Source organism: Rhizobacter sp. P3_B12 (assembly GCF_056402895.1).
Genome location: NZ_JBFUGN010000077.1, coordinates 1 through 12,942, shown reverse-complemented (window position 1 = coordinate 12,942; position 12,942 = coordinate 1). Strand labels below are relative to the sequence as shown.

13 protein-coding genes are annotated in these 12,942 nt (G+C 68.1%); 11 read left to right on the top strand and 2 right to left on the bottom strand.

Annotation, left to right across the window (positions count from 1 at the left end; genetic code table 11):
* From AC1D01_RS06960 to queC, 11 genes are all read left to right on the top strand, one after another.
* Window positions 1–1,637, top strand: a 1,637-nt coding sequence (locus tag AC1D01_RS06960) for an EndoU domain-containing protein (RefSeq protein WP_477865337.1), incomplete at its 5' end; no start/stop codon positions are given.
* A gap of 232 nt (window positions 1,638–1,869) precedes the next feature.
* Entirely contained in the window at window positions 1,870–2,685 is an 816-nt protein-coding gene (locus AC1D01_RS06955; RefSeq protein WP_477865336.1) for a phosphate/phosphite/phosphonate ABC transporter substrate-binding protein, read from the top strand.
* 81 nt (window positions 2,686–2,766) lie between these two features.
* Window positions 2,767–2,988, top strand: coding sequence for a hypothetical protein (locus AC1D01_RS06950; RefSeq protein ID WP_477865335.1), 222 nt, complete (start codon window positions 2,767–2,769; stop codon window positions 2,986–2,988).
* Window positions 2,989–3,015: 27 nt separating this feature from the next.
* The gene (locus AC1D01_RS06945; RefSeq protein ID WP_477865334.1) at window positions 3,016–3,993 is read left to right on the top strand and encodes an AEC family transporter; all 978 of its coding nucleotides are present in this window, start codon (window positions 3,016–3,018) and stop codon (window positions 3,991–3,993) included.
* Window positions 3,994–4,078: 85 nt separating this feature from the next.
* Window positions 4,079–5,686, top strand: coding sequence for an ABC transporter substrate-binding protein (locus tag AC1D01_RS06940; protein ID WP_477865333.1), 1,608 nt, complete (start codon window positions 4,079–4,081; stop codon window positions 5,684–5,686).
* 74 nt (window positions 5,687–5,760) lie between these two features.
* Window positions 5,761–6,768, top strand: coding sequence for an ABC transporter permease subunit (locus tag AC1D01_RS06935; protein WP_477865332.1), 1,008 nt, complete (start codon window positions 5,761–5,763; stop codon window positions 6,766–6,768).
* Entirely contained in the window at window positions 6,768–7,676 is a 909-nt protein-coding gene (locus AC1D01_RS06930) for an ABC transporter permease subunit (protein WP_477865331.1), read from the top strand. The genes AC1D01_RS06935 and AC1D01_RS06930 overlap by 1 nt, the downstream gene beginning before the upstream one ends.
* Before the next feature lie 5 nt (window positions 7,677–7,681).
* Window positions 7,682–8,653: an ABC transporter ATP-binding protein gene (locus AC1D01_RS06925; protein WP_477865330.1), complete on the top strand. Its 972-nt coding sequence runs from the start codon at window positions 7,682–7,684 to the stop codon at window positions 8,651–8,653.
* A complete protein-coding gene (locus AC1D01_RS06920) occupies window positions 8,650–9,636 on the top strand; it encodes a dipeptide ABC transporter ATP-binding protein (protein ID WP_477865329.1) in 987 nt (328 codons plus the stop codon). The genes AC1D01_RS06925 and AC1D01_RS06920 overlap by 4 nt, the downstream gene beginning before the upstream one ends.
* A gap of 118 nt (window positions 9,637–9,754) precedes the next feature.
* Window positions 9,755–11,035: a glutamate-5-semialdehyde dehydrogenase gene (locus AC1D01_RS06915; protein WP_477865328.1), complete on the top strand. Its 1,281-nt coding sequence runs from the start codon at window positions 9,755–9,757 to the stop codon at window positions 11,033–11,035.
* Entirely contained in the window at window positions 11,032–11,769 is a 738-nt protein-coding gene (queC, locus tag AC1D01_RS06910; RefSeq protein WP_477865327.1) for a 7-cyano-7-deazaguanine synthase QueC, read from the top strand. Before AC1D01_RS06915 ends, queC begins: the two co-directional genes overlap by 4 nt.
* On the opposite strand, the gene AC1D01_RS06905 is transcribed toward queC, so the two are convergent.
* A complete protein-coding gene (locus tag AC1D01_RS06905) occupies window positions 11,727–12,443 on the bottom strand; it encodes an ArsR/SmtB family transcription factor (protein ID WP_477865326.1) in 717 nt (238 codons plus the stop codon). The genes queC and AC1D01_RS06905 overlap by 43 nt on opposite strands.
* 20 nt (window positions 12,444–12,463) lie before the next feature.
* Window positions 12,464–12,942: TSUP family transporter (locus tag AC1D01_RS06900; protein ID WP_477865325.1), on the bottom strand; the 479-nt coding region annotated here is incomplete at its 5' end.

The following is a 12,942-nucleotide window of genomic DNA, read 5'->3' as shown; positions in this document are numbered from 1 at the left end:
TGGGAGGATTGAGCGGCCTGGAAGCTCCTGTTGCGTTCTTGTTTGAGGGCATTGCCTCTGCCAAACTGAACCGCGACAGCAAGGCGCGCATGCTGTCGCAAGCACTCGGCCAGCTTCCGGCAGACGTGCTGAGCAGCTTGGCGATGAGAATCGTGCTTGCACCGCTGCTTCAGGCCAAGCCAGCGAGCTTGACGCCAGAGCACAAGTCCCTGTTGCTGGCGAACATGCTGCCCCGCCTGATCCAGGGAAACGTCCCGCGGGAAGCCTATGTACCGATGATGTTGGCGATCAGCGAAGCATCATGCAGCAGCTCATGGAAATTGCGCCAGCAGTTGAAAATCGATGTTGTTTACTCGTCCCGAAATTCTGACCGGGCAACGCGCCTGCATATTGTCACGAATGCGGAACAAATGCGAAAGACCGTCGAAGGCTGGATTGCCCTGACGCGCGAAACTGAGCTCACACCCGAAGCGCTGAATCGCTATCTTCTTTTCAGAACACAAGATGGAACTGCGCTTCATGCGGCCGTGAAACGCGCCAGCCCCGAATTGGTAGGCGCCCTGCTGGGTCCTTTGCTGGCAGCTGGAAACGCTCTCTTCCGGATAACGGCGACTTTGCTTGTGCAGCCGGACACAAGCGGCCAGTCGGCATTCCAGGTTGCACTGCAGGGGCGCCATGCCGACATCGTTGCGCAGTTTCTCGGGCTCATCGCCCAGTCCCCGCCTTTCTTGCCGTTCATCCCACGCGCACTGGCGCAACGGGATGCGCAGGAGGTCTTCACGGATCTGTTGGCTGTCGACAAAGACCTCCGCACGGTCTTCGATGTGCTGATCCAGGCCGGCGACGTCGCGGGCCTGAAGCTGCTGCTGAATGTGTTGGACAAGGCTCCTGCCGGGGCGGTGCCGAGCGTGTTCAAAGGCTTGCTTRCCATGCTGGAGCGCAGCCACATCCTGTGGGCCATCGCGTGCGACGCATCGGCACAGAAGGCCCTCGGCGCCCTGATGGACTGGTTGTGCCTGGCCAATCCAGCGTGGGACCAGCAGGCGCAGAAGCAACTGTGGGCAGCATTCAGCAGCCACAGGCCTCTGCAACGCCGACTGGATCGGGTGCGTGAGGGGCTATCGCCACGGACACGCGAGCAATTGCCCGCAGCGTGGAGCACGGTCAGAAAATCGCAGGTTGCCACGGCGGAGGTGACCGTCGAGGAAAGCCCAGCATCACTCCTCGCGCGTCGGCAGATCGACATAGAGCACTCGTTGAATGGCAAGGTGACTCCGCAGGGCGAAGCCGTCGGCGGTCATGCGCTGCTGAACAGGCACACGCTGCAGATTGAAGCCGGGACCAAGGTCATGCATCTCAACGGAACGTTCACCGCATCCGTGAAAATCTTCAATTCCCGGACTCGTGCCTGGGTCGCGAAAGCAGCTCCCTCCACGTTCTTTCCGGAGGCCTGGAAAGAGCAGGACATCGTGAAGCAGATCGCCAGCGCATTGAGCAACGGCGACGAGTTCAGCAACGGCATGGGCCCGTGGGATCGCCTTTCGGACTCCGGCGTCTGGATTCGCTTCTACAAGCACCTGGGCACCGGCAAGATCAATTGCCATCCATTGCCTGGTTTCCCGCCAAGAGAATCTTGAATGGAGGCGCACGGGCGAGATGCTGACGGCCCGTAAGCGCAGTTTTGTCACACAAGACTTGCTTGAATGTGACTCTTGTGTAATGAGACACTGCACGCACTACAAGTGCGCGCACGCTCGGAATGCCTGTCGACAGCCACAGATCAGCGACTGTTGACATTCCAGGGTGACGCGATGGGCGGCCCCTCTTGCTGGAGGCCGCAGGCGTCAAACACTGGAGCAGGGATTCCGAATGAAACTGCGTGACTTCCGATGGCTGGTCGCGGTGGCGCTCGCGGCCTGCGCGCCCTGGGCCCAGGCCCTGGTCTTTGCGGTCAACGAGGGCGTGACCTACCGCGTGCCAAGCGAAGAGATCCGGGCCAAGTACGCCGCGATCGCGGCCGACCTGAGCAGGATCCTGAAGCAGCCGGTCAGCGTCGAGCCGATCGGCGACTACCCGTCGCTCAAGCGCGGGCTGGCCGAGAAGGCCTACGACCTGGCGATGGTGCATCCGGCGCACATCTCGATCGCCGCGATGAAGAACCCCGGCTACAAGCTGGTCGTCGTGACGAAGGGCTTCCTGGAGTACCGCGCGAGCTTCCTCGTGAAGTCCGACTCGCCGCTGGCCACGCTCGCCGACCTGAAGGGCCGCAAGCTGGGCGCGCCGGACGAGGACTCGATCACCGCCTGGATGGTGCGCGCTTCGCTGCGCGACGCGATCGGCGACCCGAAGCTGGTCGCCACCACCTACACCCGCTACCAGGACGCGGTGCCGTTCTTCGTCGAGAACAACCTGACGCAGGCCGGCGCGACGGCGTCCAACGCGGTGGTCAAGGACTGGCTGGCCAAGGGTGGCAAGGTGATGTTCAAGTCCAAGCCGGTGCCGATCAAGCACATCATCGCGAGCCCCAACCTGTCGGCCGAGCAGGTCGAGAAGGTGCGTGAGTACCTGCTCGGGCTGGACGGCAGCGACGAAGGCCGCAAGAAGCTCGAACCGACCAAGTACCAGGGCTTCGTGCGCTACGACGACGCGGCGCTGATGTCGATCGGGGCCTGGCTGGGCCTGTAGGGCCGGGTTCGTGCCGGTTGCGCTGCGGTCGCGCGGCGCCTAATCTCGGGAAGCCCGGAAACGTTTCCCGAGGAGCCCGCCATGCTGCGTGTTGTTCGTGCGTTCTGTGTCCTGCCCGCGTTGCTGCCCGTGGTGTTGCTGGGCGCCTGTGCCAGCACCCCGGGCTCAGCCACCTATGAGGTCGATCAGCAGAAGGTGGCCGCGATCGACCGCACCGCCCTCGGCCGCGGCGTCAAGGTCTACTGGCTGAGCATGCCGACCAAGCGGGTCAACCCCGCCGCTGCCGCAACGGCACCCGGTTGACGCGAGGGCTTGATCGATACTGGCGCGATGTCGCTGCCAGTGCTGCTCAAGCTCCTCGTCATCTTCCTGATCGTTGCCCTCGGCTACCTGGCCGGCCGCCTGCGCTGGCTGGGCGACAACGACCCTGCGCGCGTGCTGGGCAACGCCGCGTTCTACCTCTTCGTGCCGGCGCTGCTGTTCCGCACCACGTCGCGGCTCGACCTCGTCGGCATGCCGTGGGGCACGCTGCTCGCGTTCTTCGTGCCGGTGCTCGCATTGCTGCTCGGCGTCTACGCCTGGCAGCGGCCGCGCGTGCGCGCCGGCACGCTGCCGACGGCCGCGCCCAGCGTGCGCGCGATCTCGGCCAGCTTCGGCAACACGGTGCAGGTCGGCATCCCRCTCGCCACCGCGCTGTTCGGCGAGGCCGGGCTCTCCATCCACGTCGCGATCGTCAGCCTGCATGCGCTGACGCTGCTGACGGTGCTCACTGCGCTGGTCGAGATCGACCTGGCGCACGAGCGCGTCCGGCTGGGGCATTCGAGCGCCCACCTGGGGCGCACGCTGGCGCGGACCGCCCGCAACACCATCATCCATCCGGTGACGCTGCCGGTGCTGGCCGGGCTGGTGTGGAACCTGTCGGGACTGGCGATGCCCGCGGTGCTGGACGAGGTGCTGGTGCAGCTCGGCCTGCCGGTCGTGCCGCTGTGCCTGGTGCTGATTGGCATGTCACTTGCGTACTACGGCGTCCAGGGCGCCGTGCGCGGTGCCGTGGTGATCTCGGTGCTCAAGCTGCTGGTGCTGCCGGCCCTGGTGCTGGTCGTCGGCCACTGGGGCTTCGCGCTCTCGGGGCTGCCGCTGGCGGTGGTGGTGATGGCGGCGGCGCTGCCGATCGGCAGCAATGCGCTGATCTTCGCGCAGCGCTACACGGCGCTCGAAGCCGAGGCCACCGCGGCGATCGTGCTGTCGACCTGCGGCTACATGCTGACGGCACCGCTGTGGCTGTGGTTGCCCGGCCGGCTGGCCTAGGCCAGCGCGCTATCATCCGCCGCGCTGCCCACAAGGCGGCGCCTTTCCTTCAGACGTTGGACAACCCTTCTCAGGACCCACCCCCATGAAACTTCGCGGCTTCCCCCTCCAGGCCCTCGTGGCCACCTGCCTGCTGGCCTGCGCGGGCGCATCGTTCGCGGCCAAGACGCTGGTCTACTGCTCCGAGGGCAGCCCGGAAGGCTTCAATCCGCAGTACTACACGACCGGTACCACCTTCGACGCGGTGTCCGTGCCGATGTTCAACCGCCTGGTCGAGTTCGACACCGGCACCACCAACATCATCCCGGCGCTGGCCGAGAGCTGGAGCGCCGCCGCCGACGGCCTGAGCTACACCTTCAAGCTGCGCAAGGGCGTCAAGTTCCACAGCACCGCCAAGTTCACGCCGTCGCGCGACTTCAACGCCGACGACGTGCTGTTCTCGTACAACCGCATGGCCGACCCGAACCACCCGCTGGCCAAGACCCAGCCGGGCGCGACCTACGCGTACTTCGAGGACATGGGCATGAAGGACATCGTCGAGCGCGTCGAGAAGGTCGACGCGATGACGGTGAAATTCGTTCTGAAGAAGGCCGAGGCACCGTTCATGGCCAACATGGCGATGGACTTCGCGTCGGTCCTGTCGGCCGAGTACGGCGAGAAGATGAAGGCCGCCGGCACGCCCGAGGCGCTCGACCGCGAACCGGTGGGCACCGGCCCGTTCCAGTTTGTCTCGTACCAGAAGGACGCGGTGATCCGCTACAAGGCCTTCGACGCCTACTGGGGCGGCCGCCCGAAGATCGACAACCTGGTGTTCGCGATCACCACCGACGCTTCCGTTCGCTACGCCAAGCTGAAGACCGGCGAGTGCCATGTGATGGCCTTCCCGAAGCCGGCCGACGTCGCGCTGATGAAGACCGACCCGAACATCAACCTGGTGCAGCAGAACGGCCTGAACGTCGGCTACATCGCGTTCAATGTCGAGAAGAAGCCGTTCGACAACAAGCAGGTGCGCCAGGCGCTGAGCATGGCCGTCAACAAGAAGGCGATCCTCGACTCGGTGTTCCAGGGTGCCGGCCAGCCAGCCAAGAACCCGATCCCGCCGACGCTCTGGTCGTACAACGACAAGGTCACCGACTACGCCTATGACCCGGCCAAGGCCAAGGAGCTGCTCGCCAAGGCGGGCTTCCCGAACGGCACCGAGGTCGAGCTGTGGTACCTGCCGGTGACCCGCCCGTACAACCCGGACGGCAAGCGCATGGCCGAGCTGATCCAGGCCGACTGGGAGAAGATCGGCGTGAAGACCAAGCTGATCACCTTCGAGTGGGGCGAGTACCGCAAGCGCAGCAAGACCGGTGAACAGCACGCGATGATGTTCGGCTGGTCCGGCGACAACGGCGACCCCGACAACTTCTTCGTGCCGCTGCTGGGCTGCTCGGCGGTGAAGGGCGGCGGCAACGTCGCGCGCTGGTGCGACAAGGGCTTCGAAGAGCTGGTGCAGAAGGCCAAGGCCGTCACGAAGCAGGCCGACCGCGCCGCGCTGTACGCCAAGGCCCAGGAGATCGCGCACGAAGAAGCGCCGTGGATCCCGATCGCCCACTCGGTGCGCTTCGATCCGGTGCGCAAGGAAGTGATCGGCTACAAGATGGACGCCACGGCGCACCATTACTTCACCAAAGTGGACCTCGCGAAGTAAGCAGGTCTTCCTTGTCTTGAAGCACAGGCTGGACGGAGGTTCTTCACCTCCGTCCAGCCTGAACGCATTCCTCCATGTTCACCTTCCTCGCCAAACGCCTCTCACTGGTGCTGCCGACCTTCATCGGCATCACGCTGCTGGTGTTCTCGCTGATCCGCCTGCTGCCGGGCGACCCGGTCGAAGCCATGTCCGGCGAACGCGGCATGACGCCCGAGCGCTACACGCGCCTGGTGCATGAGTTCGGCCTCGACCGCCCGCTGTGGCAGCAGTACCTCGACTACGTCTGGCGTGCGCTGCACGGCGACCTGGGCCTGTCGACCATCACGCACGAGCCGGTGTTCCGCGAATTCCTGACGCTGTTCCCGGCCACCATCGAGCTGTCGATGGTCGCGCTGTTCCTCGCGCTCGCGATCGGCCTGCCGGCCGGCATCCTGGCCGCGATGAAGCGCAACACCGTCTATGACTACACCGTGATGGGCGCCTCGCTGACCGGCTACTCGATGCCGATCTTCTGGTGGGGCCTGCTGCTGATCCTGTTCTTCTCGGTCACGCTCGGCTGGACGCCGGTGTCGGGCCGCATCGCGATCCAGTTCGACATCCCGCCGGTCACCGGCTTCATGCTGATCGATTCGCTGCTGTCCGATGACCCCGGTGCGTTCAGGAGCGCGGTCTCGCACCTGATCCTGCCGGCCGTCGCGCTCGGCACCATCCCGCTGGCGGTGATCGCGCGCATGACGCGCTCGTCGATGCTCGAGGTGCTGCGCGAAGATTACGTGCGCACCGCGCGCGCGAAGGGCGCGTCGACCTGGCGCGTGGTCGGCATCCATGCACTGCGCAATGCGCTGATCCCGGTCGTCACGACGGTGGGCCTGCAGGTCGGCACGATGCTGGCCGGCGCGATCCTCACCGAGACGATCTTCTCGTGGCCGGGCATCGGCAAGTGGCTGGTCGAGGCGATCCACCGGCGCGACTACCCGGCGGTGCAGGGCGGCATCCTGATGTCGGCCACCGTGATCATCGCGGTCAATCTCGTCGTCGACCTGCTGTACGGCGTGATCAACCCTCGAATCAGGCACCACTGATGAGCCAAGCCAGCCTTCCGCAAGCTGCCCCGCCCGACACCGGCGCGCCCCCGACGCAGCTGGCCGAGCTGTGGCGCGATTTCCGCCGCAACCGCGGCGCGATCATCGGCCTCGCGGTCGTCGTCGCGCTGCTGCTGTGCGCGCTGCTGGCCGACGTGATCGCGCCCTATTCGCCGTCGGAACAGTACCGCGACGCGACGCTGCATGCGCCGTCGTGGGAGCCGGTCAACGGCCACCGTTTCCTGCTCGGCACCGACCCGGTCGGGCGCGACGTGCTGTCGCGGCTGATCCACGGCACCCGGCTGTCGCTGCTGATCGGGCTGGTGTCGGTCGGGCTGTCGCTGAGCATCGGCGTCGTGCTGGGCCTGCTGGCCGGCTTCTTCCGCGGCGGTGTCGAGTTCACGATCATGCGGCTGATGGACATCATGCTGGCGCTGCCCAGCCTGCTGCTGGCGGTGTCGGTGGTCGCGATCCTCGGCCCCGGGCTGATGAACGCGATGTACGCGATCGCGATCGTGATGCTGCCGCACTTCGTGCGCCTGACACGCGCCGCGGTGATCGGCGAGCTGGGCAAGGATTACGTCGCCGCGTCGCGGCTGGCCGGCGCCGGCACGCTGCGGCTGATGTTCGACACCGTGCTGCCGAACTGCGCCGCGCCGCTGATCGTGCAGGCGACGCTCGGCTTCTCGACCGCCATCCTCGATGCGGCCGCGCTCGGCTTCCTCGGCCTGGGCGCGCAGCCGCCGACGCCCGAATGGGGCTCCATGCTGGCCAGCGCGCTCGAGTTCATCCAGAGTGCATGGTGGGTCGTCACGCTGCCGGGTCTCGCGATCCTGGTGTCGGTGCTGGCCTTCAATTTGATGGGCGACGGGCTGCGCGACGCGCTGGACCCGAAGCTGAAGAGATAAGACCGATGCCCTTGCTGGAAGTGGATCAACTGCGGGTCGAGTTCGGCCCGGTCGCGTCGCCGTTCAAGGCGGTCGACGGCGTGAGCCTGCGCATCGATGCGGGCGAGGTGGTGGGCATCGTCGGCGAGTCGGGCTCGGGCAAGAGCGTGACCGCGCTCGCGCTGATGGGCCTGATCGACGAGCCCGGCCGGGTCTCGGCGCAGGCGCTGCGCTTCGATGGCCACGACCTGCTGACGATGCCGCTGAAGCAGCGCCGGCAGATGCTGGGCCGCGACATCGCGATGATCTTCCAGGATCCGATGAGCAGCCTGAACCCGTGCTTCACGGTGGCCTACCAGCTGATGGAGACGCTGCGCATCCACGAAGGCGGCTCGAAGAAGGCGCTGCGGGCGCGCGCGCTGCAGCTGCTGAAGGATGTGGAGATCCCCGATGCCGAACGGCGGCTCGATGCCTACCCGCACCAGCTGTCGGGCGGCATGAGCCAGCGCGTGATGGTCGCGATGGCGATCGCCTGCAACCCGCGGCTCCTGATCGCCGACGAGCCGACCACGGCGCTCGACGTGACGATCCAGGCGCAGATGCTCGCGCTGCTGCTGCGCCTGCAGCGCGAGCGCGGCATGGCGCTGATGCTGATCACGCACGACCTGGGCGTGGTCGCCGAGGTCGCGCAGCGCGTGCAGGTGATGTATGCCGGCGAGGTGGTCGAGACGGCCGGCGTGCCGCGCATCTTCGAGGCGCCGCGCCACCCGTACACCGAGGCGCTGCTGTCGGCGCTGCCGGAGCACAACATCGGCCGGCGCCGGCTCAGCTCGATGCCCGGCGTGGTGCCGGGAGCGTACGACCGGCCGGGCGGCTGCCTGCTGTCGCCGCGCTGTCCGCGCGTGCAGGACACCTGCCGTGCCGAGCGGCCGGCGCTGTACGGGCCTGAAGGCGCGCAGGCGCGCTGCTTCTTTCCGTTGACGGAGGTGGCGGCATGACGGCCGAACGTGATGAAGTCGTGCTGGTCGCCAACGACCTGGCCAAACACTACCCGGTCTCGCAGGGCTTCCTGAAGCCGAAGGCCCTCGCGCGCGCACTCGATGGCGTGTCGTTCGAGGTGAAGGCCGGCCGCACGCTGGCCGTGGTCGGCGAATCCGGCTGTGGCAAGAGCACGCTGGCGCGCCAGATCACGATGATCGAGACGCCGACCACCGGGCACCTGGTGCTGGCCGGCGTCGATGTCGCGAACGCCGATGCGGCCACCCGCAAGCGGCTGCGCCGCGAGGTGCAGATGGTGTTCCAGAACCCGTTCGCGAGCCTGAACCCGCGCAAGCGGATCGGCCATGCGCTCGAGGAGCCGCTGGTCATCAACACCACGCTGTCGGCCGCCGAGCGCACCGAGCGCGCGCGCGCGATGATGGCGCGCGTCGGCCTGCGCCCGGAGTTCCACCAGCGCTACCCGCACATGTTCTCCGGCGGCCAGCGCCAGCGCGTCGCGATCGCGCGCGCGCTGATGCTGCAGCCACGCATCGTCGTCGCCGACGAGCCGGTGTCGGCGCTCGACGTGTCGATCCAGGCCCAGGTGCTGAACCTGCTGATGGACCTGCAGGAAGAGACGCAGGTGGCCTACGTCTTCATCTCGCACAACCTGGCGGTGGTCGAGCTGATCGCCGACGAGGTGCTGGTGATGTACCTCGGCAAGGTGGTCGAGAAGGCGCCGAAGCGGCAGCTGTTCGCGGCCCCCCGCCACCCGTACACACGGGCGCTGCTGGCGAGCACGCCGCGCATCGATGCGGCCTCGCGCGCGCAGAAGGCGGTGCTGGCCGGCGAGCTGCCGTCGCCGCTGAACCCGCCGAGCGGCTGCGCGTTCCACAAGCGCTGCCCGCATGCGATCGAGCGTTGCCGCATCGAGGTGCCGGTGCTGGCCGAGGTGGCGCCGGGGCAACTGGCGGCGTGCCACCGCTCGGCCGAGCTGGCCTGACGGTCGCAGCCGCGAGCGGGCCGAGCGCCGGGCCGCCCCAAGCCGGCCCGCGTCCCCTCGGGGGACCGWCCGGTGTACCCACCGGGCGAGGGGTMGTCATCCTGCGACAATCGCCCGCATGACCTCGAACGACCTCCAGGCTGAGATCGCCCACATGGGCGCCGCGGCTCGCGCCGCCAGCAGCCGAATGGCTGCTGCCTCCACCGCCGCGAAGAACGCCGCGCTGGTCGCGCTGGCGCGCCGGCTGCGCGAAGACGGCGGCGCGCTCGCCCAGGCCAACCAGCAGGACATCGCCGCGGCCGTCGCCGCCGGGCTGGCCGCGCCGATGGTCGACCGCCTGAAGCTCACGCCCCAGGTGCTGGCCACCGTCGCCGAAGGCTGCGAGCAGATCGCCGCGATGCCCGATCCGATCGGCGAGATCACCGGGCTGCGCCGCCGGCCGAGCGGCATCAGCGTCGGCCAGATGCGGGTGCCGCTGGGCGTGTTCGGCATGATCTACGAGAGCCGCCCGAACGTCACCATCGAGGCCGCTTCGCTCGCGATCAAGAGTGGCAATGCCTGCATCCTGCGCGGCGGTTCGGAAGCCATCCACTCGAACCTCGCGCTGTGGAAGCTGGTGCAGGCCGCGTTGGCCGAGGCCGGCCTGCCGCCCGATGCGGTGCAACTGGTGCAGACCACCGACCGCGCCGCCGTCGGCCACCTGATCGCGTCGCCCGAAGCGGTCGACGTGATCATCCCGCGCGGCGGCAAGGGGTTGATCGAGCGCATCAGCCGCGAGGCGCGCGTGCCGGTGATCAAGCACCTCGACGGCAACTGCCACGTCTACGTCGATGCGCAGGCCGAGCTCGAGCTCGCGCTGCGCGTCACCGACAACGCCAAGACCCAGAAGTACAGCCCCTGCAATGCGGCCGAGTCGCTGCTGGTGCACCGCGACATCGCAGCCGCCTTCCTGCCGCGACTGGGCGCGCTGTGGGCGCCGAAGGGCGTCGAGATGCGCTGCGATGCAGGCGCGCTCGCGCTGCTGCGGCCGGTGGCCGGGCTCACGCTCACCGCGGCGAGCGAGCAGGACTGGAACGAGGAATACCTCGCCCCGATCATCAGCGTGAAGCTGGTCGACAGCGTCGACGAGGCGATCGCGCACATCAACCGCCACGGCTCGCACCACACCGATGCGATCCTCACCGAGCACCACGGCCATGCGATGCGCTTCCTGCGCGAGGTCGATTCGGCCAGCGTGATGGTCAACGCCAGCACGCGCTTCGCCGATGGTTTCGAGTACGGGCTGGGCGCCGAGATCGGCATCAGCACCGACAAGTTCCACGCGCGCGGGCCGGTCGGGCTGGAGGGGCTCACGTCGATGAAGTGGGTCGTGCTGGGTCAAGGCGAGGTGCGCACATGAGCGATCCCCGTTCGGCGCTGGTGCTGTTCTCCGGCGGCCAGGATTCGACCGCCTGCCTCGCGTGGGCGCTCGACCACTATGCGCACGTCGAGACGATCGGCTTCGACTACGGCCAGCGTCACGTCGTCGAGCTCGAATGCCGGCTCAACGTGCGCGCGCAACTGCATGCGAAGTTCCCGCGCTGGGCCGGCAAGCTCGGCGACGACCACCTGCTCGACCTGCAGCTGCTCGGCCAGATCTCCGACACCGCGCTGACCAAGTCGCGCGCGATCGAGATGAATGCGAGCGGCCTGCCGAACACCTTCGTGCCGGGGCGCAACCTGCTGTTCTTCACGTTCGCCGCCGCGGTGGCCTACCGGCGCGGCTTGAGCGTGCTGGTGGGCGGCATGTGCGAGACCGATTTCTCAGGCTACCCCGATTGCCGCGACAACACGCTGAAGGCGCAGCAGGTCGCGCTGAGCCTGGGCATGGACACGCCGATGACGATCGAGACGCCGCTGATGTGGCTCGACAAGGCGCAGACCTGGGCGCTGACCGACGTGCTGGGCGGCGAGCCGCTGACCGAGATCGTCGTCGAGCACACCCACACCTGCTACCTCGGCGAGCGCACGCTGCGCCACGAATGGGGCTACGGCTGCGGCCAGTGCCCGGCCTGTGCGCTGCGCTCGCGCGGCTACGCCGCCTGGCGCCGTCACGGCGCGATGCCGTTCGCCGACACCGAACAATCCCGCTGAGCCGACAGCCACGGCGCGAGGGCGCGTCGCCCGTCCGGCGTCAGCGTCAACGCACGCGAGCCGTCGACGCGGCGCAGCCAGCCGTGCTCGATCGCGTGGTCGAGAAGGTTGACGGCCAGCCCGCCGGCGAGGTGGTCGCGGCGCTCCGACCAGTCGAGGCACGCGTAGGCCTGGCGCTTCGACCCGGCCGCCGGCAGCGTGATGCCCAGCGCCTGCAGTTCATGGCGGCCGGCATCGGTCAGCACGAACTGGCCGTCGCGCGGCGCCAGCGTGCCGCGGGCCAGCAGCCCGTCGAACAGCGCGACGCCCAGTTCGCCCGCCAGGTGGCTGTAGCAGGTGCGTGCGGCCTTCAGCGGCTTGTAGGCGCCGTGGTTCCACTTGTCGGCGCTGCCTGCTCGCTCGGCCACCAGCGACAAGGCTTCGAGCGCATGGCCGATGTCGGCATCGGCGAGCCGGAAGTAGCGGTGCCGGCCCTGTGTGCGCACGACGACCAGCTCGTTGTCGACCAGCTGTGTCAGGTGCGTGCTCGCGGTCTGCGCGGTGACGCCTGCCACCTCGGCCAGCTCGCCGGCCGCGAGGTACTGGCCGCCCATCAGCGCGGCCAGCATGCGGGCGCGGGTCGGGTCGCCGATCATCGCGGCGATGCGGGCGAAGCGCGGTTCGGGGCTGCTCATCGCACGATCCTCGCACGTGCTCAGGTCAGCAGCGCGCGCAGCGCCAGGTAGGCCCCGAGCAGCCACAGCCCGGCGAAGAAGACGCGCTTGAACGCCTCCGGCTGCACCGCGCGGCGCAGCCGCTGGCCGAGGCCCATGCCAAGCAGCGCCGGCAACAGCGCCAGCAGCGAGCTGCCCGCGGCCTGGGCATCGAGCGCCCCACCATGGCGCAGGCTGACCGCCAGCGCGATCGTCGACACCAGGAACGAGATGCCGAGTGCGCGCACCAGCTCGTCCTTCGCCAGGCCGAGCGCCTGCAGCCACGGCACGGCGGGGATCACGAACACGCCGGTCGCGGCGGTGACGAGGCCGGTGGCCACGCCGACCCACGGCGCCAGCCACGGCTCGAGCCGCGCCGGCACCAGCAGCCGCACCGACAGCAGCCCGAGGCTGGCATAGGCCAGCAGCGACAGCCCGAGCGCGAGCCCGGCCCAGGCCGGTGCGTGGCCGGCGCTCAGCC